At 40.2% G+C, this 22399-nt stretch carries 21 protein-coding genes; 13 read left to right on the top strand and 8 right to left on the bottom strand.

Annotation, left to right across the window (positions count from 1 at the left end):
- Positions 1–47: 47 nt before the first annotated feature.
- Positions 48–1232 (bottom strand): NO-inducible flavohemoprotein, encoded by a 1185-nt coding sequence (gene hmpA / locus VSAL_RS14510; protein ID WP_012551206.1) that lies wholly within the window; start codon positions 1230–1232, stop codon positions 48–50.
- 134 nt (positions 1233–1366) lie between these two features.
- Here hmpA and nsrR point away from each other — a divergent pair, with 134 nt between their 5' ends.
- The 11 genes from nsrR to VSAL_RS14455 all read left to right on the top strand — a co-directional run bounded on the left by nsrR (position 1367) and on the right by VSAL_RS14455 (position 10401).
- Entirely contained in the window at positions 1367–1792 is a 426-nt protein-coding gene (gene nsrR, locus VSAL_RS14505; protein ID WP_012551205.1) for a nitric oxide-sensing transcriptional repressor NsrR, read from the top strand.
- Positions 1793–1871: 79 nt separating this feature from the next.
- Positions 1872–4373: a ribonuclease R gene (gene rnr / locus VSAL_RS14500; protein WP_012551204.1), complete on the top strand. Its 2502-nt coding sequence runs from the start codon at positions 1872–1874 to the stop codon at positions 4371–4373.
- Between the two features lie 70 nt (positions 4374–4443).
- Positions 4444–5187 (top strand): 23S rRNA (guanosine(2251)-2'-O)-methyltransferase RlmB, encoded by a 744-nt coding sequence (gene rlmB, locus VSAL_RS14495; RefSeq protein WP_012551203.1) that lies wholly within the window; start codon positions 4444–4446, stop codon positions 5185–5187.
- Positions 5188–5419: 232 nt separating this feature from the next.
- Complete coding sequence (gene rpsF, locus VSAL_RS14490) at positions 5420–5800, top strand: 30S ribosomal protein S6 (RefSeq protein ID WP_012551202.1); 381 nt, start codon at positions 5420–5422, stop codon at positions 5798–5800.
- Between the two features lie 8 nt (positions 5801–5808).
- Positions 5809–6111: a primosomal replication protein N gene (gene priB, locus VSAL_RS14485; protein WP_012551201.1), complete on the top strand. Its 303-nt coding sequence runs from the start codon at positions 5809–5811 to the stop codon at positions 6109–6111.
- A gap of 15 nt (positions 6112–6126) precedes the next feature.
- On the top strand, positions 6127–6354 hold the full coding sequence (gene rpsR / locus VSAL_RS14480; RefSeq protein ID WP_005421136.1) for a 30S ribosomal protein S18: 228 nt from the start codon (positions 6127–6129) through the stop codon (positions 6352–6354).
- Positions 6355–6394: 40 nt separating this feature from the next.
- Positions 6395–6844, top strand: coding sequence for a 50S ribosomal protein L9 (gene rplI / locus VSAL_RS14475; protein ID WP_012551200.1), 450 nt, complete (start codon positions 6395–6397; stop codon positions 6842–6844).
- Positions 6845–7138: 294 nt separating this feature from the next.
- Positions 7139–8035, top strand: coding sequence for a methylenetetrahydrofolate reductase (gene metF / locus VSAL_RS14470; RefSeq protein WP_012551199.1), 897 nt, complete (start codon positions 7139–7141; stop codon positions 8033–8035).
- 148 nt (positions 8036–8183) lie between these two features.
- Positions 8184–8498, top strand: a complete 315-nt coding sequence (tnpA, locus tag VSAL_RS14465; RefSeq protein ID WP_012548925.1) for an IS66 family insertion sequence element accessory protein TnpA — start codon at positions 8184–8186, stop codon at positions 8496–8498.
- Complete coding sequence (gene tnpB / locus VSAL_RS14460; RefSeq protein WP_012548924.1) at positions 8495–8842, top strand: IS66 family insertion sequence element accessory protein TnpB; 348 nt, start codon at positions 8495–8497, stop codon at positions 8840–8842. The genes tnpA (VSAL_RS14465) and tnpB (VSAL_RS14460) overlap by 4 nt, the downstream gene beginning before the upstream one ends.
- Positions 8843–8913: 71 nt before the next feature.
- Positions 8914–10401: an IS66-like element ISVsa2 family transposase gene (locus VSAL_RS14455; RefSeq protein ID WP_012549088.1), complete on the top strand. Its 1488-nt coding sequence runs from the start codon at positions 8914–8916 to the stop codon at positions 10399–10401.
- A 126-nt stretch (positions 10402–10527) separates the two neighbouring features.
- On the opposite strand, the gene VSAL_RS14450 is transcribed toward VSAL_RS14455, so the two are convergent.
- The 3 genes from VSAL_RS14450 to argC all read right to left on the bottom strand — a co-directional run bounded on the left by VSAL_RS14450 (position 10528) and on the right by argC (position 13606).
- Positions 10528–11739, bottom strand: coding sequence for an argininosuccinate synthase (locus tag VSAL_RS14450; protein WP_012551198.1), 1212 nt, complete (start codon positions 11737–11739; stop codon positions 10528–10530).
- A 67-nt stretch (positions 11740–11806) separates the two neighbouring features.
- A complete protein-coding gene (gene argB / locus VSAL_RS14445) occupies positions 11807–12586 on the bottom strand; it encodes an acetylglutamate kinase (protein WP_044583335.1) in 780 nt (259 codons plus the stop codon).
- Positions 12587–12601: 15 nt separating this feature from the next.
- Complete coding sequence (argC, locus tag VSAL_RS14440; protein ID WP_012551196.1) at positions 12602–13606, bottom strand: N-acetyl-gamma-glutamyl-phosphate reductase; 1005 nt, start codon at positions 13604–13606, stop codon at positions 12602–12604.
- 206 nt (positions 13607–13812) lie between these two features.
- On the opposite strand from argC, the gene argE reads away from it, so the two are divergent.
- Together argE and ppc are read left to right on the top strand one after the other, a co-directional pair.
- A complete protein-coding gene (gene argE / locus VSAL_RS14435) occupies positions 13813–14949 on the top strand; it encodes an acetylornithine deacetylase (RefSeq protein ID WP_012551195.1) in 1137 nt (378 codons plus the stop codon).
- Positions 14950–15126: 177 nt separating this feature from the next.
- Positions 15127–17757, top strand: a complete 2631-nt coding sequence (gene ppc / locus VSAL_RS14430) for a phosphoenolpyruvate carboxylase (protein WP_012551194.1) — start codon at positions 15127–15129, stop codon at positions 17755–17757.
- Positions 17758–17874: 117 nt separating this feature from the next.
- Here ppc and VSAL_RS14425 read toward each other — a convergent pair whose 3' ends face one another.
- The 4 genes from VSAL_RS14425 to VSAL_RS14410 all read right to left on the bottom strand — a co-directional run bounded on the left by VSAL_RS14425 (position 17875) and on the right by VSAL_RS14410 (position 22314).
- Positions 17875–19362 carry an IS66-like element ISVsa2 family transposase gene (locus tag VSAL_RS14425; RefSeq protein ID WP_012549818.1) on the bottom strand — a complete coding sequence of 496 codons (1488 nt, stop codon included), beginning with the start codon at positions 19360–19362 and terminating at the stop codon, positions 17875–17877.
- A 71-nt stretch (positions 19363–19433) separates the two neighbouring features.
- A complete protein-coding gene (gene tnpB, locus VSAL_RS14420; protein WP_012548924.1) occupies positions 19434–19781 on the bottom strand; it encodes an IS66 family insertion sequence element accessory protein TnpB in 348 nt (115 codons plus the stop codon).
- Complete coding sequence (gene tnpA / locus VSAL_RS14415) at positions 19778–20092, bottom strand: IS66 family insertion sequence element accessory protein TnpA (RefSeq protein WP_012548925.1); 315 nt, start codon at positions 20090–20092, stop codon at positions 19778–19780. The genes tnpB (VSAL_RS14420) and tnpA (VSAL_RS14415) overlap by 4 nt, the downstream gene beginning before the upstream one ends.
- Positions 20093–20478: 386 nt before the next feature.
- Complete coding sequence (locus tag VSAL_RS14410) at positions 20479–22314, bottom strand: AMP-dependent synthetase/ligase (protein WP_012551193.1); 1836 nt, start codon at positions 22312–22314, stop codon at positions 20479–20481.
- Positions 22315–22399: the final 85 nt, after the last annotated feature.

The raw sequence follows: 22399 nt of genomic DNA, 5'->3' as shown, positions 1-22399 counted from the left end.
AAAGCAGCATTGATAATATATCAATGCTGCTTTTTGCATTTTTAAGATTATAGAACTTTATGAGGACCAAAACATTCATAGTGAATGCGATCTTCAGAAACCCCAAGCGCGACTAGCTGTTTAGCAACATGCTGCATAAACCCAACAGGGCCACAGAAGTAATAGTGACCATCATCAGAAATGATATCTTCTTTAACTTCAGTTAGGTTAATTAAACCACTGAATTGAAAATCTTGACCGATCTTATCCATTTCTTGTGCTTGGTTATACCAAGTGTAAGCCGAAATATGATCATGCTTTTCAGCTAAAGCAGAAATGTGTTGCTTGAACGCATGTTGAGAGCCATTTTCCGTCGCATGCAACCAAGTTACTTTTTCTTCATGCTTAGTGAGTGTTTCTAACATAGAAAGAGTCGGCGTTAAGCCGACGCCTGCTGAAATAAGCGTAACTGGTGTTGATTTCTCAACGTCTAAGAAAAAATCTCCAGCGGGTGCAGTAAGGTTTACTTTATCACCAATATTAAGTGAAGCGTGTAGGTAGGTAGAGGCTTTACCACCTTCTTCTCGTTTTACGGAGATGCGATATGTTTTTTCTTGAGGTGCAGAAGATAAACTGTATTGGCGCACTTCTTGGTTTTCGAATTCTTCAGGATTTAAATAAATACCAATGTACTGACCAGGTTTATATGAAGAGACGGTTAGATCATCTGTCGGCATAAATGTGAAACTAGTGATGTATTCACTTTCTTTTTCTTTTGCAACTAATTCAAATTCACGCAAGCCACGCCATCCACCCTCAAGTACATCATTTTCTTGGTAGATTTGTTCTTCACGTTGGATAAATACGTTAGCAAGAATGCCATAAGCTTCAGTCCATGCATCGAGAACTTCTTGACCAGGAGAGAACATCTCATCCAATGTTGCAATTAAGTGGCCGCCAACAATATTGTATTGTTCAGCAGTAATTAGAAAACTCGTGTGTTTGTGTGCGATTTTTTCAACTGCTGGAAGAAGGACAGCAAGGTTTTCAATGTTACCAGCGTAAGCACAAATAGCATTGAACAGTGCTTCACGCTGATCGCCATTGCGTTGGTTGCTCATGTTAAAAATATCTTTTAGCTCAGGGTTATGATCAAACATACGATCATAGAAATGAGCCGTTAATGCAGGGCCTGTCTGAGCAAGTAATGGAATGGTAGATTTAATGATATCAATCGTATTTTTGTTAAGCATTTGGCTGACCTATTTAATTTATATTTATAGTATGAATGTAAAGTTGTATTTATAATGTATGTTATAAGTTGTATCTAAAATATATCTTTTAGTCAAGAGAAGAATTACAATGAAAAAACAGGATAGGAGAGCATATGCAACTTACAAACTTTACCGACTTTGGCCTTAGAGCCTTGATATACCTAGCTTCACTACCAAAAGGGGAGCTTACAAGTATTACTGTTGTGACAGAAACTTTTGATGTCTCACGTAACCATATGGTCAAAATAATTAATAAATTAGGCCAAGAAGGGTTCATAAAAACAGTAAGAGGCAAGAATGGAGGGATCTGTTTAGGTCGGCCAGCAGATCAGATTATTATTGGTGAAGTGATACGATCTATCGAGCCTTTTAACATTGTAAATTGCGCGCCCGAATTTTGTCATATTACCCCCGCGTGTCGTTTGAAAACGGCATTAGCTAAAGCAAAACAAGCGTTTTTAGATGAACTTGATCAGCATACAATTCAAGATATGTTGACAGAAAATAATGAATTATTGATTTTGTTAAAACGAGTGTAATTACTGATACTTTCCTATCTGTTGTTTCTATACTCAGGTACAATTACCTTATTATCTCCTCTGACTAAGCAGGTCGCCTATGTCTAAGATTATTCAAAACGATCCTTTCAAAGATCGAGAAGCAGAAAAGTACGAGAATCCAATTCCAAGCCGTGAGTTCATTCTTGAATTTTTCCAAAAAGCAGAAGCGCCTTTAAATCGTAATGACTTATTCGAAGCCCTAGGTTTATCTGGTGAAGATAACTATGAAGGCTTACGTCGTCGTTTAAGAGCAATGGAACGAGATGGGCAATTAGTCTTTACTCGTCGTCAGTGTTACGCGCTACCTGAACGTATTGAAGTATTGAAAGGCCTTGTTCTTGGTCACCGTGATGGCTTCGGTTGGATCCGTCCTGAAGGCAGCATTGGTAAAGATAACGATGTGCTTTTGCCTTTCCACCAAATGAAAAAAGTCATTCATGGTGATGTGGTATTAGTGCAACCAACGGGTACCGATAAACGAGGCCGAAAAGAAGGTCGTGTTATCCGTGTATTAGAGCCTCATAACGATGGCATTGTTGGTCGATTCTTTACGGAAGATGGATTAAGTTTCGTTGTGCCTGACGATTCGCGTATTAACCAAGATATCTTCATTCCTAATGAGCATAAAATGAGTGCTCGTATGGGAAATGTTGTTGTGATTAATATCACTGACCGTGGTGGCCGTGCTCGCGGCATGTCAGGTCATGTTATTGAAGTTCTTGGTGAGAATATGGCACCGGGAATGGAAATTGACATTGCACTTCGTACTCACAATATTCCTCATGTATGGCCAGCAGCGGTTGAAAAACAAGTTGAAGGGCTAGCAGAGGAAGTGCCAGAAGAAGCAAAAGAAGGTCGTGTCGATCTTCGTGAACTGCCATTAGTCACCATTGATGGTGAAGATGCTCGAGATTTCGATGATGCGGTATTCTGTCAAGCAAAAGCCTCAGGTGGCTGGCGCTTATGGGTTGCGATTGCCGATGTTAGTTATTACGTTCGTCCAGAAAACGCATTAGACAAAGAAGCGATTCAGCGTGGTAATTCCGTTTACTTCCCTGCTCAAGTGGTTCCGATGTTACCGGAAATCTTGTCTAACGGTTTATGTTCATTGAATCCTCAAGTTGACCGTTTATGTATGGTGTGTGAGATGACTATCTCTGCATCAGGAAAACTGTCAGGCTTTAAACATTACGAAGCGGTGATGAACTCACACGCGCGTCTTACGTATAATAAAGTAAGCGACATTCTTGATGGTGACGAAGAGCTAACTCAACGTTATGAACCGTTGGTTCCGCACTTGAAAGAACTGCACAACATGTATCAGGTGCTAAAAACAGCACGTGAAGCGCGTGGTGCCATTGAATTTGAAACCATTGAAACTAAATTTATTTTCAATGCTGAACGTAAAATTGATCGCATCGAACCTGTGATCCGTAATGACGCACATAAAATCATCGAAGAATGTATGATTTTGGCGAATATCGCTTCAGCGACTTTTGTAGAAAAAGCAAAAGAGCCAGCGTTGTACCGTGTGCATGAAGCGCCAGGTGAAGAACGCTTAACGGGTTTCCGTGATTTCTTAGGAGAACTGGGTTTAAGCTTATCTGGTGGGTTAACGCCATCTCCAACAGATTACGGTCAATTAGTTCATTTGATTGCCGATCGTCCAGATAAAGAATTGATTCAAACGATGTTACTGCGCTCAATGAAGCAAGCGGTATATAACGCAGATAATCAAGGTCACTTTGGGTTGGCTCTTAAGCGTTATGCACACTTTACATCGCCAATTCGTCGTTACCCTGATTTATTATTGCATCGTGCTATTAAGTATCTTATTGCAAAAGAAAAAGGTCATAACACCGATCGTTGGACACCAACAGGTGGGTATCATTATTCGTTTGATGATATGGATGTGTTTGGTGAGCAATGTTCAATGACAGAGCGTCGTGCAGATGATGCGACACGTGATGTGTCTGATTGGTTGAAGTGTGAATACATGCAAGACCATATTGGCGAAGAACTAGAAGGTGTGATTGCCAATGTCACGGGCTTTGGTTTCTTTGTTCGATTGAATGAGTTGCACATTGATGGTCTGGTACATATTTCATCTTTGGCAAATGACTATTACCAATTTGATGCTGCGGGTCAGCGTTTAACGGGTGAGAGTTCAGGTCAGATCTTCCGATTGGGTGATCAAGTGACGGTGAAAGTACTTGCCGTTAACTTAGATAGTCGCAACATTGACTTTGAATGCACTACCTCAATGCGTAAAGCGCGTGGTCAAGGCAAAACAGCCAAAGACAATGCGAAGACGCGTGATGATAAAAAAGCCCCTCGCCGTGATCCTAATTTTAAAGCGAAAAAAGGCGATAAAGTTGAACCGAAAGGTCGTGGTCAATTAGGTGAGCGTAAATCCAAAGGTAAGGGCAAAGTTAATTCAAAAGCTCAAGCCATGGTTGAACCGACAAAGCGTCCTGACAGTTCTGCTGAAGGTGCTCCGGCGAATAAAAAACCAAGACACAAGAAAAAAGTACGCGCAAGAAAGCCAAAGGCTGAGTAAGTAAACATTCGATGATGAGGCAACGTTGCCTCATTAGCTCCACTAATTTGTAATAGAAAGAAGCGATAACATGAGTAATGAATTTCTTTTTGGTATCCACGCAACCAAAGCTGTATTAGAGCGTGATCCTGCCCGTTTCATTGAAATCTTTGTATTAAAAGGTCGTGAAGACGATCGTTTATTACCGATCATCACTGAACTGGGTGAGCTTGGATTTAAGATCCAAGAACTTCCACGTAAAACGTTAGACGACAAAGCGAAAGGTGCAAATCACCAAGGTATTATTGCTCGTGTTACGCCTGCTAAGCAGTTGAATGAACGTGACTTAGACGACATCATGGATAAAACAGAGAATCCATTATTCTTAGTTCTTGATGGTGTAACCGATCCTCACAATCTTGGTGCTTGTTTGCGTAATGCTGATGGTGCAGGTGTGGCAGCTGTTATTGTTCCTAAAGACAAATCAGCATCAATGACAGCAACAGTAAGTAAAGTTGCTTGTGGTGCGGCTGAAATGGTGCCTCTTGTACGTGTAACTAACTTGGCTCGTACTATGCGTGCACTTCAAGAGAAAGGCGTATGGTTTGTTGGTACTGCTGGTGAAGCGACGAAAGATGTATTCCAATCGAAGTTAACGGGTCCATTAGCTATTGTTATGGGTGCGGAAGGAGATGGCATGCGCCGTCTAACTCGCGAGACTTGTGATGACTTGATTAAAATCCCTATGGCTGGCTCTGTAACCAGTTTAAACGTTTCTGTAGCGTCTGGTGTTTGTTTGTTTGAAGCCGTACGTCAGCGTTCGTTACAAGAGTAAATAGTCTATAAAACAACTAGCTAAGAGTGAGGGTAATGATCATTTCATTGCCTTCTTTTTTTATACTAAATTAACAAAAATATTTTTGTGATTTAGGTATCTTTTTCTTGCTAATAACGCTGTTTTTCTATACTATCCGCCGTTCTTAATTCTCAGTCTTTTTTTTAGTTCCTTGCTTCCCTTGGATGACTGAGCCAATCGTGGAAGCTGAATAATCCGTAAGGAGCAACCAATGCGTCATTATGAAATCGTATTCATGGTGCATCCTGATCAAAGCGAGCAAGTTGCTGGCATGATCGAGCGTTACACAGGTTCAATCACAGAAGCTGGTGGTACTATCCACCGTCTAGAAGATTGGGGTCGTCGTCAAATGGCTTACCCAATCAACAAGCTGCATAAAGCACACTACGTTCTTATGAACGTTGAGTCTGAGCAAGCTGCAATTGATGAACTAGAAACTGCATTCCGTTACAACGATGCTGTTCTACGTAACATGATCATGCGTACTAAAGCTGCGATCACTGAGCCATCAGTAATGATGAAAGCTAAAGAAGAGCGTACTGCTAAGCGTGAAGACGCTGCACCACGCGCTGAAGAAGCTGCTGCTGAGTAATTGATTTGATGACCAATCGATTGGAGTTAAGCGGTCTTATCGCAAAGGCTCCGGTTCGAAGTCTTAGTCCTGCGGGCATACCTCATTGTCATTTTGTCATTGAGCATCGTTCGGTTAAACAGGAAGCTGGCTTATCACGTGAAGTCTATTGCAGAATGAACGTGGTAGTTAGTGGACAAGGGTCTCAAGCTTTAACTGCAAACTTGGCTCAGGGTAGTAACGTTATGGTAGGTGGTTTTATCACGTACCAGACAGGCCGAAATGGTGTGTCTAGAGTAGTGTTACATGCTGAGCATATTAAATTCATTTAGATCTGGAGATAGCCCATGGCTCGTTTCTTCCGTCGTCGTAAATTCTGCCGTTTTACAGCAGAAGGCGTACAAGAGATTGACTACAAAGACGTAGCAACTCTAAAAAACTACATCACTGAAGCTGGTAAAATCGTACCTAGCCGTATCACTGGTACTCGTGCTAAATACCAACGTCAGCTAGCTCGCGCTATCAAGCGTTCTCGTTACCTTGCACTTCTACCGTACACAGATAAGCATCTGTAAGTCGATAGCGGTTTAAATAAGTTTATAGAGGACTAAGATAATGCAAGTTATTCTACTTGATAAAATCGGTAACCTAGGTGGCCTTGGCGACCAAGTTAACGTTAAAGCTGGTTACGCACGTAACTTCCTTATCCCACAAGGTAAGGTTGTTATGGCAACTAAAGCTAACGTAGAGATGTTTGAAACTCGTCGCGCTGAATTAGAAGCTAACGTTGCTAAGCAACTAGCTGCTGCAGAAGCTCGCGCTGAGTCTGTTAACGCTCTAGAAGTTACTATCGCATCAAAATCTGGTGACGAAGGTAAACTATTCGGTTCAATCGGTAATCGTGATATCGCTGACGCTGCTACAGCTGCTGGCGTTGCAATCGCGAAAAGCGAAGTTCGTCTTCCTGAAGGCGCTCTACGTACAACTGGTTCTTTCGAAGTTAGCATCCAACTTCACTCTGAAGTATTTGCTACATTGAAATTAGAAGTTGTTGCTGCTGAGTAATCAATAGCCAACTAATAATTTTAAACGCCAGCACTCGTGCTGGCGTTTTTTTATGTTTGAATTTAATATCTAATTAATAGCTTTAGAATAAATGGACACGCTATCTCTTCTCTTCTCTTTATTTCTTTCTGCTTGAAAATCCCTCATTGTTAACTTGAAAAAAATTCATAATCAGATCCTTGACTTTGAACTCTATAACATACATTCTGTAGACATATAGACGTCCAAACATGATGTCACGGATGATAGAGTTTTGTAGTATTCCTTTTAATACTACAGCAGGGAGAGCAAGACATGGCCTATTCACACGCAAGCCACTTAGAGTCGTTAAATCAAAATATTGCAGAGCTTAATGGCTGTATCAATGTATCTTTTGAGTTTTTTCCACCAAGTTCAGAGAAGATGGAAGAAACGCTCTGGAACTCAATTCATCGTTTAAAAACACTAAAACCAAAATTTGTGTCTGTAACGTATGGGGCTAACTCTGGTGAACGTGATCGTACCCATTCCATTATTAAAGAAATTAAAGAGCAAACGGGTCTTATTGCTGCTCCGCATTTAACGTGTATTGATGCGAGCCGTTCAGAGTTAATCGACATTGCGAATGATTACTGGGCAAATGGTATTAAAGATATTGTTGCATTGCGTGGTGATATTCCAGCGGGTGGTGGTGCACCAGATATGTATGCTTCAGATTTGGTTGAGTTACTAAAATCACAACATGATTTTGATATTTCAGTGGCTGCATTTCCTGAAGTACATCCAGAAGCCAAAAGCGCACAAGCGGATTTATTAAACCTAAAACGTAAAGTAGATGCGGGTGCTAACCGTGCGATTACTCAGTTTTTCTTTGATGTGGAAAGCTATTTACGTTTCCGTGATCGCTGTGTTTCTGCGGGCATTGATGTTGAAATTATTCCAGGTATTTTACCCGTTTCAAATTTCAAGCAAGCCTCACGTTTTGCTAAAATGAATAACGTAAGAATCCCAGGTTGGATGGCTCAGCAATTTGAAGGCTTGGATGATGATCCTGTGACTCGTCAAATGGTTGGGGCAAGTCACGCGATTGATATGACGCGAATTTTAAGTCGTGAAGGCGTAAAAGATTTTCACTTCTATACGTTAAATCGTGCAGAACATACTTATGCTCTTTGTCATACATTAGGGGTTCGTCCTGACGTTAATCGTTAATGATAATGTATTAAGAAAAACCGCCATTTGTGGCGGTTTTTTTGTTTGTATAAGAGGATCTTTTAACGTAAGCGTGCGGGGAACTACACCTAACAAATAAAATTCATTATGCGTATCTTACGATCTTTCATTTAACGAGAACGTAATTATGCAAAAAGATAAAAAGAGAACACCAGAGCAATGGCACGCTCTATTTGAATCTCAGCAATCTAGCAAGCTTAGTGCCGCTGAATTTTGTCGTAACCATAATATTCTGCCAAAGACATTTAGTGCACGTAAAGCACGATGGAAACAAAAGATTAACGCTTCTACTTTCTTGAAAGTAGAAGCGTTAACATCAACTATCATCGCCACTCCACAATTACCAGATATTCAACTTTCTATCGGAAAATTGCGATTAACATTGCCAGCTAATACTGAACCTCACTGGATAGGACTCTTATTAAAAGGGTATCAATCATGAATGTATTTACTGATGTTTCCACCATTTATCTTCATCGTGATTTTGTCGATTTTCGCAAGGCCATTAATGGCCTTGTCGTGATTGTTGAGCAAGAAATGCAACTATCACCGTTTAGTGATGCTCTATTTATATTTTGCAATAAGCCTCGTGATAAACTCAAAATATTGTATTGGGATAAAACAGGATTCGCTTTATGGTACAAGCGATTAGATGAAGACCGCTTCAAATGGCCACGAAATATAAATAACGATACGTTAGCATTATCAGAGCAGCAACTGACACTGCTATTACAAGGTTTTGATATCTTAGGACATCAACCGGTACATTATCAAACAACCCTTTAAATAGTTGATTCTCAGTCAAGAATAGGAGGCAACCGATTGATTACCTGTATTATCGTTATATAGTCATCTACATGACTGATAAAATAAAACCACTTCCTGATACCATTGACGAGCTGAAAGCACTTGTGCTTCAGCTTGAAAATAAATATAACCGTCTTCTAGAGCAATTTCGGCTGGCTCAACATCAGCGCTTTGGTAAAAGCAGTGAATCTGACTCGACTCAATTTGATTTATTCAATGAAACAGAAGAAGAAATCATCATTGAAAATGATGACACACAAACGATTACCTACACTCGTCAAAAGCCAAAACGCCAACGCTTACCTGAAGACTTACCGCGTACTGTTATTATCCACGACATAAAAGATAAAACTTGTAAGTGTTGCGGTCTAGAGATGCATGCGATGGGTAAAGACATCAGTGAAAAGTTGGAATTTGTACCAGCTAAAGTGGAAGTTATTCAACATGTTCGTCCTAAATATGCTTGCCGAAATTGTGAAAAAAACAATACTTCAGTAGACATTAAACAAGCCCCAATGCCAGCGTCACCAATCCCTAAAGGGATTGCGACCGCAAGTTTACTTGCTCAAATTATTACGGCTAAATTTCAATACAGTCTTCCACTTTATCGTCAAGAAACGTTATTTCAGCAATGGGGTATCATTATTGGACGGCGAACGATGGCGGATTGGTTAATAAAATGCTCGGTACTATTTACCCCTCTTAATAACGAGTTACATCGTATTTTGCTTGAACAACCCACTCTGCATTGTGATGAAACAACGGTAAATGTGTTGGATGTTGAAAAAGCAAAATGTTATATGTGGGTCTACTGCTCTGGCTATGATTCTCCAGGCTCTGGTGTTTTGCCTGGAATTGTACTTTATGATTATCAATCTAGCAGGCATGGCTACCATCCAGTTAACTTTTTAAAAGGTTATAACGGGTATTTACATACCGATGGTTACCAAGGTTATGAACAAACTGAAGCGATGTTAGTTGGCTGTTGGGCACACGCACGTCGACGATTTATTGAGGCTCAACGTGTTCAAGTAAAAGGGAAAACAGGGAGTGCAGATTGGGTATTGAGTAAAATCCAAAAGCTATACCGGATCGAATCGTTATTAAAAGAGGCTTCCCCTGAAGCCAAGTATGTTGCTAGGCAGACAGAAGCCCGCGATTTACTTAAAGAGCTCCGTGATTGGCTTGATAGCGCAGTTAGTCGAGTATCACCTAAAACAAAATTAGGTGAGGCGATTAGCTATACATTAAATCAATGGGATAAATTAGTTCGTTATATTGATGATGGATTGTTATCTATTGATAACAATCGAGCAGAGCGAGCGGTTAAACCGTTTGTTATCGGCCGGAAAAACTGGTTATTTTCGGGTTCAACGGCTGGTGCAGATTCAAGTGCAATGCTTTACAGCATTGTAGAAACAGCAAAGGCAAACGGATTAATCCCTTACGATTATATTAGGTATTGTCTAGATCGTTTATGTGTTGGATCGCCAGATATCGATTCACTTTTACCTTGGAATGTAAAAGACAAGGTGTAGTTCCCCGCACGCTTACAAAGTTCTTATTATAATAATGTAGACAAAAAAAATCGAAGTTCATTTAATCATTAAATGAACTTCGACTAGTGTAAAACAAATTATCAAACAGTTGTTACATAATAGTAATTACTTACTATTTAGAGCACGAATACGGCTTGATAATGAGTAAAGACGGATAAAACCTTCTGCATGGCTTTGGTCGTAAACTTCATCAGCACCAAAAGTAGCAAACTCTTCTGAATACAAGCTATTATCAGAGCGCTTTTGAGTTACGGTCGCTTGACCTTTATAAAGCTTAATAACAACATCACCATTAACGTCTTGAGCCAGTTCTTCTGTTGCCGCTAAGATTGATTTACACAATGGTGTAAACCAACGACCATCATAAACAAGATGAGAGGCTTTGATCCCTAACTCTTCACGAAATTCAAATGACGCTTTATCTAACACCAATTGCTCAACCGCACGTAGTGCTTCATTGATAATCGTGCCACCTGGAGTTTCATAACAACCACGAGATTTCATTCCAACAAGGCGGTTTTCAACGATATCGATACGACCAACACCGTGTTTTATTCCTTTCTCGTTTAGATAAACAACCACTTCATAAGGGGTCATCGCTTTACCATCAACGGCAACAACCGCGCCTTTTTCAACTTTTATTGATACTGTTTCTGATTCATTTGGCGCTTGCTCTGGATCGACAGTCCATGCCCAGCAATCTTCGTTTGGCTCGTTCCATGTATCTTCAAGAACACCACCTTCAGTTGAGATATGCCATGCGTTTGCATCACGAGAGTAGATCTTTGTAAGTGAAGCAGTACAAGGGATATTACGTTCAGCAAGGTAATCAAGACACTCTTCACGGCTCACTAAATCCCACTCACGCCATGGTGCAATTACGTGTAGATCTGGTGCTAATGCTGCGAATGCACCTTCAAAACGGATTTGGTCATTACCTTTACCTGTGCAGCCATGGCAAAGTGCATCTGCGCCAACATTACGCGCCACTTCAACTTGTGCTTTTGCGATAATAGGACGAGCCATTGACGTACCAAGTAGGTATTTACCCTCATAAAGAGCGCCTGTTTTTAACGTAGGAAAAATGTACTCAGAGACCATTTCTTCTTTTAAGTCAGCCACATAGCACTCAGATGCACCGGAAGCAATCGCTTTAGCTTCAATACCTTCTAACTCTTCAGCCCCTTGACCCACATCAGCAACAAATGCAATCACTTCACAATCGTAGTTTTCTTTTAACCACGGGATAATCACAGATGTATCTAGACCACCAGAGTATGCAACAACGACCTTGTTTACGTTTACTTTCTTATTCATTCTATTCTCCTTGATCCGCATACTCGCGGCGACTGTATTCTATAAAGTTAATTCTATTCAATGCCAATTAAGGCTGAAACTGTGTGCCGATGCTATTTCCAATAAACAACTCGGCTAATTTTTCAGGTGAGCGCCATGACGCGACCTCTATCGCTTTGCCTAATGTTTGTGCCGCTTCTAGAGCCGCGCGCACTTTCACTATCATGCCATCAGTGATAACACCTTGTTGAATTAACAACTCGGCCTGCTCTGAATCCAAACTTGGTATCAATGATTTATTTGCATCGAGTACGCCAGCAACATCCGAAAGTAAAACGAGATCTGCATTTAATACGGTAGCAACCGCCACAGCAGCTTGGTCAGCATTCACATTCATCAGCTCACCATCAGCAGTAATGCCAATAGAACTGATAATGGGGGTAACTTGTGTCGCTAGAATGGCATTTAATACCTTTGCATCACCCGCTGTCGCTAAACCCACATTTCCGAGCTCAGGGCTTAATTGAGTAATGCGACATAAACCGCCATCAGCCAAACTTAATCCAATCGCATTCACACCATTTTTCATCGCTTGGCCTTGCAGCATTTTATTTGCCGTCCCTGCCAGTGCGCCGGTGATATAACCAATTTGCTCTTTTGGTGTTACACGTAATCCTTCTTTTTTAATCGTTTCTAACTGAAGCTTTTCCATTAACTCATCAACTAAATACCCACCGCCATGAACAATAACTAATGATCGTTGGGCTTGTTGTTGATAATTTGAAACCGTTTTAAATAATAGTGTTAACGTTTCGGTTGATGCCAATACCGCACCACCTAACTTAATCACTAATGGACATTGATTCATACTATATTCCATACCTTATATTAAAGCGGTTAACATTGGAAAGCAGAAACGAATATTAATGCACTGCATCGCTTGGCTTGATGCACCTTTTAATAAATTATCGATCGCAGAAACAACAATTAGGTGTTCGGCTTGCACTTTCCAACCAATATCACAGAAAGGCGTCTTCTCTACTGACTGCAATTTTGGCATTTCATTACCGAGTAGACGAACCACGGGTGTATCGGTATAAGCGGCATCAAATGCTTTTTGAATTTGCTCTTCTGTCACCCCTTTTTGTAATTTAGTCGTGATGGTTGCTAAGATCCCACGTTTAAAGTTACCAAGGTGAGGCGTAAAAATAACATCACACCCTAAATGTGCGGCAATTTCAGGTTGATGACGGTGATTGAACACCCCATAAGGTTGAAGACTCACTTCACAAAAACTACTGGCTAAATTAGCTTTACGTCCAGCCCCTGTCACTCCGCTCGTTGCATTAATAACAGGCCACTGATTTTGATCTAATAATCCAGCGTCAACTAATGGTTTTAATGCTAATTGTGACGCCGTTGGATAACATCCAGGAACGGCAATTAATTGGGCTTTAGCAATCGCATCCGCATTCCACTCAGCCAATCCATAAACCGCTTTATCTAACCAATCTTCATATTTATGTTCAAAACCATAGAACTCAGAATAGAAACCTTCTTTTTGAACACGAAACGCACCTGACAAGTCAAAAACAACACAGCCATTCTCTAAAAAAGTGGCCGCCAAATCGTGACTCACTTCATGAGCCGTCGCTAATAAAACAATATCACTCTCTTTAGCCACTTGATTTACATTTACTAGAGGTTGCAATGTGTCATCCACCACCCCTCTTAATGAACCATGTAATTTACTGATCGCTTTTCCTTTATCCAAACTGTTTTCAGACACATATAAGCCAGATAAAGAAAGATGCGGGTGCTTAAATACCATCAATGCCAGTTCAGCACCTGTGTATCCGCTTGCTCCGATGATGGTTGTTTTCAACATAAATACGTCCATTTAGCTCTTCAACTATTGAAGGAAAAAGCCATTCAAGGTAACTTGAGCGTTACACATATTAGATACTGCTTTCCTTTTTAAATTTTAGTTTATTCATTAAAATTAAACTAAACTGTATTTCTATTCACTTATTGTGATTTAATATGTGTTTTACAGGGTTCTCTCTTTTGTGTCAACAGTGGATGTATGAATAAATGAAAATACCAGAATTTAAAGAATATTATCAACAGCTCATCTCAACCTCTTCAATCAGCTCTACAGACTCAAGCTGGGATGAAGGTAATGCAAAAGTCATACATAAATTAGCACAGTGGTGTGAAGATTTAGGCTGTGAAGTTGAAATTGAAGAAATAGAGAAAGGAAAACTCAACCTATTGGCTAAATTAGGTTCAGGAGAAGGCGGGTTATTACTCGCAGGACACACCGATACCGTCCCTTATGATCAAGGTCGTTGGAACTACGACCCTCACACTCTAACCGAAGCCAACGATCGATTTTATGGGCTTGGAACCGCTGATATGAAAGGCTTCTTTGCCTTTATCTTAGAGGCAATAAAAAACATCAATTGGAAAGACCAATCTAAGCCACTTTATATTTTGGCCACCTGTGATGAAGAAACAACCATGCTTGGCGCCCGCCATTTCGCCTCAAACACTAGCATCCAACCGGATTACTGTATTATTGGTGAACCAACAAACTTAATGCCTATTCGTGGTCATAAAGGCCATGTCGCCAACGCCGTTCGTGTTACCGGTAAATCTGGTCATTCATCAAACCCGGCTTATGGTGTTAATGCGTTAGAAATCATGAATGAAATCATGTTTGCTTTAATGAATTTAAAAAATAAATTAGTTAAGGAATACCACAACCCTGGTTTTTCTATTCCTTATCCAACCCTTAATCTTGGCCATATCCATGGCGGTGATAGCCCGAATCGTATTTGCGGCTGTTGTGAACTTCATTATGACGTACGCCCATTACCGGGAATTAGCCTTGATGGATTAGATAATATGCTGCGTGATGCATTGAAAGACGTCGAAGAAAAATGGCCAGGAAGAATTGAAATAACCCCGTTGCATGAACCTATCCCAGGTTATGAATGCAGCGCTGATAGCCCTATCGTAACAAGTGTTGCTGAGATTTGTGGCCAAGAAGTAGAAACCGTTAATTACTGTACTGAAGCTCCTTTCTTACAAGATCTTTGTCCAACATTAGTGTTAGGTCCGGGTTCCATTGAACAAGCGCACCAACCTGATGAATTTTTAGCATTTTCATTCATTGACCCGACAATCAATATATTGAGCAAATTAATGTATAAACATTGCTTTTAATCTGAAATAAATTTACAACACTCATTAAAAGCAAATCAATATTCGATGATCTACGGCAATGTATCGTTTAAAAAATCATCGTTTATTCTTCAAAGTTTGACGAAGAGCCGTAAATTCGGATAGATTGAATGCAGAAAAAATTTAGGATGTAATAAAATTACAGTATAGGAAGTATGTATGAATGAAAAGTACGCGGCTTTAAAAAGCAATGTAAGCATGTTGGGTCATCTACTTGGAAACACAATTAGAGACGCTCATGGTGAAGAGCTATTAGCAAAAGTTGAAACCATTCGTAAGCTGTCTAAAACAGCGCGCGCAGGAAGCGACAATGACCGTAATGCATTAATTGAAGAGATTAAAAGTCTCCCTAATGATCAACTGACCCCAGTTGCTCGTGCATTCAGTCAGTTCCTAAATTTAACCAATATGGCAGAACAGTATCATACGATTTCTCGTCACTGCGAAGAACACGTATGCGAACCTGATGCGATCAGCTCACTGTTTTCTAAATTAAGCCAAAACAACATCAGCAAATTAGATACGGTACAAGCGGTGCGTGAACTCAACATTGAGCTAGTGCTAACTGCGCATCCAACAGAAATTGCGCGCCGTACCATGATCAATAAATTGGTAAAGATCAATGAATGTTTATCAAAACTTGAACTGAGTGATATCTCATTTTCTGAACGAGAAAAAACAGAACGTCGCCTTGAGCAACTGATTGCTCAAGCTTGGCATTCTGATGTTATTCGTCAAGAACGTCCAACGCCATTAGATGAAGCAAAATGGGGGTTTGCCGTTGTTGAAAATTCATTATGGCAAGGTATTCCTGATTTCTTACGTGAATTTGATCAACGTCTTGAAAATCATTTAGGTGAAGGCTTACCGATTGATGCTCGTCCTGTCCATATGTCTTCTTGGATGGGGGGAGATCGCGATGGTAATCCATTTGTAACTCACACGATAACACGTGAAGTTATGCTGCTTTCTCGCTGGAAAGCGGCCGATCTTTACTTAAAAGACGTAAATGAGTTAATCAGTGAATTGTCGATGGTGAAGTGTACCGATGAAGTTCGTAAGCTTGCTGGTGATCAACACGAACCTTATCGAGCTATCTTAAAACAACTTCGTACTCTATTAAACGATACGCTTGAAAATCTTGATGCACAAATGAAAGGTGAGTTAACCAATAACAAACCGATCCTTCGTAATGCTGAACAATTATGGTTACCTTTGCACGCTTGTTACCAGTCACTACACGCTTGCGGTATGGGTATCATTGCTGAAGGTTCTTTATTAGATACGCTACGCCGTGTCAAAGCCTTTGGAGCCCATCTTGTTCGCCTAGACATACGTCAAGAAAGTACTCGCCATTCAAATGTACTCTCTGAACTAACGCGTTACTTAGGCATTGGTGATTACGATCAATGGAGCGAACAAGATAAGATTTCTTTCTTAGTGAATGAATTAAGCTCTAAACGCCCTCTTCTTCCTCGCGATTGGACTCCAACAGCAGAAGTTCAAGAAGTTATTGATACATGTAAAATTGTCGCTGAGCAATCAAAAGAAGCTCTCGGTTCTTATGTAATTTCAATGGCTCGCACCGCATCAGACGTATTGGCTGTTCATCTTCTGCTTCAAGAAGCAGGTTGCCCATTCCGTATGGATGTGTGCCCATTGTTTGAAACATTAGACGATTTAAACCGCTCTAAAGAAGTCATGGAACAATTGTTCTCTATTGATTGGTACCGCGGATTTATTCAAAATCATCAGATGGTCATGATCGGCTATTCAGATTCAGCAAAAGATGCCGGTGTGATGTCTGCTGGCTGGGCGCAATACAGTGCGATGGAAGCCTTAGTTGATGTCTGTGAGAAAGAAAGCATTGAACTAACCTTATTCCACGGCCGTGGCGGTACAATTGGTCGTGGGGGTGCACCAGCCCATGCCGCACTTCTATCTCAACCACCAAAAAGCTTAAAAGGTGGCCTACGTGTTACTGAGCAAGGTGAGATGATCCGGTTTAAGCTTGGTCTACCTGAAGTGGCAGTAAACAGCTTTAATTTATACGCAAGTGCGATTCTTGAAGCGAATCTTCTTCCACCACCAGAGCCTAAGCAAGAATGGCGCGATTTAATGGAAGTACTTTCTGAAGTATCGTGCGAAGCGTACCGTAATATTGTTCGTGGCGAAAAAGACTTCGTGCCTTACTTCCGAGCAGCAACCCCTGAGTTAGAGTTAGGCAAATTACCGTTAGGATCTCGCCCTGCAAAGCGTAATCCAAATGGCGGTGTTGAAAGTCTACGAGCTATTCCTTGGATCTTCTCATGGAGCCAAAACCGTCTGGTACTTCCTGCATGGTTAGGCGCGGGTGAAGCGATTCAATACTCGATTGATAAAGGTCACCAAGAGCTATTAGAAGAAATGTGTCGTGAATGGCCATTCTTCTCTACCCGTCTTGGTATGCTTGAGATGGTCTACACTAAGTGTAATCCACAAATGTCAGAGTACTACGACCAACGCTTAACGGATAAATCCTTATGGCCTCTAGGCGTACGTCTACGTAATCAATTACAAGCAGACATTAAAGCGGTCTTGAATGTAGAAAACAGTGACCACTTAATGGAAAGTGACCCGTGGGGATCGGAGTCGATACGTCTGCGTAATATCTACGTTGATCCACTAAATATGCTGCAAGCTGAATTACTGTATCGAACACGTCAGCAAGAAGAGACCTCTCCTGAGCTTGAAGAAGCGCTGATGGTCACTATTGCAGGCATAGCTGCAGGTATGCGAAATACAGGTTAATGCCTGATTAGCATGACATAACGCACTCTACATTAAGGTCACTTCGGTGGCCTTTTTTTATAATCTTATTTTTAACAATTACGATGAATTAACGTTAAAAGGTAAGCGTGCGGGGAACTACACCTTGTCTTTTACATTCCAAGGTAAAAGTGAATCGATATCTGGCGATCCAACACATAAACGATCTAGACAATACCTAATATAATCGTAAGGGATTAATCCGTTTGCCTTTGCTGTTTCTACAATGCTGTAAAGCATTGCACTTGAATCTGCACCAGCCGTTGAACCCGAAAATAACCAGTTTTTCCGGCCGATAACAAACGGTTTAACCGCTCGCTCTGCTCGATTGTTATCAATAGATAACAATCCATCATCAATATAACGAACTAATTTATCCCATTGATTTAATGTATAGCTAATCGCCTCACCTAATTTTGTTTTAGGTGATACTCGACTAACTGCGCTATCAAGCCAATCACGGAGCTCTTTAAGTAAATCGCGGGCTTCTGTCTGCCGAGCAACATACTTGGCTTCAGGGGAAGCCTCTTTTAATAACGATTCGATCCGGTATAGCTTTTGGATTTTACTCAATACCCAATCTGCACTCCCTGTTTTCCCTTTTACTTGAACACGTTGAGCCTCAATAAATCGTCGACGTGCGTGTGCCCAACAGCCAACTAAAATCGCTTCAGTTTGTTCATAACCTTGGTAACCATCGGTATGTAAATACCCGTTATAACCTTTTAAAAAGTTAACTGGATGGTAGCCATGCCTGCTAGATTGATAATCATAAAGTACAATTCCAGGCAAAACACCAGAGCCTGGAGAATCATAGCCAGAGCAGTAGACCCACATATAACATTTTGCTTTTTCAACATCCAACACATTTACCGTTGTTTCATCACAATGCAGAGTGGGTTGTTCAAGCAAAATACGATGTAACTCGTTATTAAGAGGGGTAAATAGTACCGAGCATTTTATTAACCAATCCGCCATCGTTCGCCGTCCAATAATGATACCCCATTGCTGAAATAACGTTTCTTGACGATAAAGTGGAAGACTGTATTGAAATTTAGCCGTAATAATTTGAGCAAGTAAACTTGCGGTCGCAATCCCTTTAGGGATTGGTGACGCTGGCATTGGGGCTTGTTTAATGTCTACTGAAGTATTGTTTTTTTCACAATTTCGGCAAGCATATTTAGGACGAACATGTTGAATAACTTCCACTTTAGCTGGTACAAATTCCAACTTTTCACTGATGTCTTTACCCATCGCATGCATCTCTAGACCGCAACACTTACAAGTTTTATCTTTTATGTCGTGGATAATAACAGTACGCGGTAAGTCTTCAGGTAAGCGTTGGCGTTTTGGCTTTTGACGAGTGTAGGTAATCGTTTGTGTGTCATCATTTTCAATGATGATTTCTTCTTCTGTTTCATTGAATAAATCAAATTGAGTCGAGTCAGATTCACTGCTTTTACCAAAGCGCTGATGTTGAGCCAGTCGAAATTGCTCTAGAAGACGGTTATATTTATTTTCAAGCTGAAGCACAAGTGCTTTCAGCTCGTCAATGGTATCAGGAAGTGGTTTTATTTTATCAATCATGTAGATGACTATATAACGATAATACAGGTAATCAATCGGTTGCCTCCTATTCTTGACTGAGAATCAACTATTTAAAGGGTTGTTTGATAATGTACCGGTTGATGTCCTAAGATATCAAAACCTTGTAATAGCAGTGTCAGTTGCTGCTCTGATAATGCTAACGTATCGTTATTTATATTTCGTGGCCATTTGAAGCGGTCTTCATCTAATCGCTTGTACCATAAAGCGAATCCTGTTTTATCCCAATACAATATTTTGAGTTTATCACGAGGCTTATTGCAAAATATAAATAGAGCATCACTAAACGGTGATAGTTGCATTTCTTGCTCAACAATCACGACAAGGCCATTAATGGCCTTGCGAAAATCGACAAAATCACGATGAAGATAAATGGTGGAAACATCAGTAAATACATTCATGATTGATACCCTTTTAATAAGAGTCCTATCCAGTGAGGTTCAGTATTAGCTGGCAATGTTAATCGCAATTTTCCGATAGAAAGTTGAATATCTGGTAATTGTGGAGTGGCGATGATAGTTGATGTTAACGCTTCTACTTTCAAGAAAGTAGAAGCGTTAATCTTTTGTTTCCATCGTGCTTTACGTGCACTAAATGTCTTTGGCAGAATATTATGGTTACGACAAAATTCAGCGGCACTAAGCTTGCTAGATTGCTGAGATTCAAATAGAGCGTGCCATTGCTCTGGTGTTCTCTTTTTATCTTTTTGCATAATTACGTTCTCGTTAAATGAAAGATCGTAAGATACGCATAATGAATTTTATTTGTTAGGTGTAGTTCCCCGCACGCTTACATAACAAAAGCCAACATTACGAAACAACTTTAACCTTTTCATAGCACCTTGGTCTAGCGTCATTTTAACTCTACAGAATATAAATTCAGGCTTTAATTAATTCTCAATATTTAAAATCAACCTAACCAAGATAAATCAGAAGTAAAAACCAAGTTATAGGCAATAAAGAGAGATTAAAATAGTTACGTTTCAATAAAAAACGAAGGCATAACGCTTTCTACATTGAGTAAGATCTCATTTTTTAGGCGAAAAAAAACCAGCCTAAAAGTGACTGGTTTTTTTATCTATGAATCTACAGAGATATACTATTCTGCTTTCTCTTTCTTCTCATCGTACATTTCTTCAATTTCGTCTTGATAACGCTCACTGATAACTTTACGACGTAACTTTTGTGTTGGGGTTAATTCACCTTTATCCATCGAAAATGCTTTCGATAATAATGTGAATTTTTTCACTTGTTCAAAACGAGCCAATTCTTTTTGTAAATTAGCGACACGCTTTTCAAGCATTTCGACAATTTCACTGTTCTTAACTAATTCCATACGGTCATGGTAAGCAATATTCAACTCTTTTGCGTATTCTTCAAGAGCATCATAACAAGGAACAATCAATGCAGAAACAAACTTACGCGTGTCAGCAATAACGGCAATTTGCTCAATAAAATGATCTTTACCAATCGCTCCTTCAATCACTTGTGGTGCAATATATTTACCACCAGAGGTCTTCATAAGCTCTTTAATACGATCAGTAATGTATAAATTACCGTCGGCATCAAACTCACCAGCATCGCCTGTTTTTAGGAAACCATCTTCAGTAAAGGTCAATGCGGTTTCTTCTGGCTTATTATAATATCCTTTCATGACCATCGGACCACGAACTAGAATTTCATTCTTTTTGCCAATCTTAACTTCAGCGCCAGGCATTAATGTGCCTATAGAATCAGGATGAAATTTACCGTCTTCCCAGCATGAAATCGTTGCTGTGGTTTCTGTCATGCCATAACCTAATTTAACATTGACGCCAAGCGCATGAAAAAACCGGCCAATGGTTGCATCCAATTTAGCGCCACCACACGGCATAAAATTGATGTTTCCACCCAAAATCATTCGTAATTTAGACAACACTAACTTATCTGCAATTTTATGAGACTGTTTCAGTATCCATGAAGGTTCACGTGCCTCTTGTTTACAAGCAGACATCTTCGCCCCCATATTTACAGCCCAAGTAAACATCACTTTACGATGAGCAGGAGCACGGGATACTTTTTCATGGACCGTTGAGAAAATCTTCTCGTAAAAACGAGGAACCGCACACATAACCGTTGGTTTAACTTCAATGAGTGCGTCTTTAATTAAGTTTGTGTTTGGTAAATAGCAGTTAATCGCGCCTTTATAAAGAACGTAAAACGTCCAAGCACGTTCAAAAACATGCGATAACGGTAAGAAACACAATGATACGTCTTTTTCCGTTAGCGCTAAATTCGTGTTATGTCCCTCTAATTGAGAACCAATATTGGTGTAATCTAGCATTACCCCTTTTGGCTCCCCTGTCGTACCAGAGGTGTAGATCAATGTCAGCAAATCATCCATTTCAGCCGTATCAAGGCGATGAGTTAACTCTTCTTGATGAGATTCATTTGCTGCAGAAATGAAGTCATTCCACGAAATACCAGCTTCGTGATCATTTAAATCAATGTCATCACTTAACGCAACAATATGAGTTAATTGTGGGCATTGTTCAAAAATCACAACCGCCGAATTATACTGCGCTTGTTCACCCACAAATAATATGCGGATATTTGCGTCATTAATAACATAAGCCGCTTGTGTTGGTGTGTTCGTTGGATAAATAGGCACAGGCACTGAACGCAATTGCATTGTTGCAAAATCAGCAACAGTCCAGCGAGGCATATTATTGGCGAAGATCCCTACTTTCTCTTGTATTTTCAATCCATGAGCTAATAGTGCTAAAGACAGAGTATCCATTTGCTGACCAAATTCACCCCAAGTGATGTCACTCCATGCTGAGCACTGAGTGTCACTCCAAGCGCCACATTTACGTTCACGTAATGCAGTGTCATTTGCACGAGTTGCAATGTGCTGGCGGATCTCTTTTACAATATGTGGATTTTGAATAGTCATCTCGTATCACCTTTAGGCTTACACTTGTAAGCTATAATCTAAACAAAGTGTACAAGTGGTGCTAAAAAAGGCAATACTTTCCCTG

It is taken from the genome of Aliivibrio salmonicida LFI1238, from assembly GCF_000196495.1.
GTDB lineage: Bacteria > Pseudomonadota > Gammaproteobacteria > Enterobacterales > Vibrionaceae > Aliivibrio > Aliivibrio salmonicida.
This window is presented reverse-complemented; position numbering and strand designations above follow the sequence as displayed.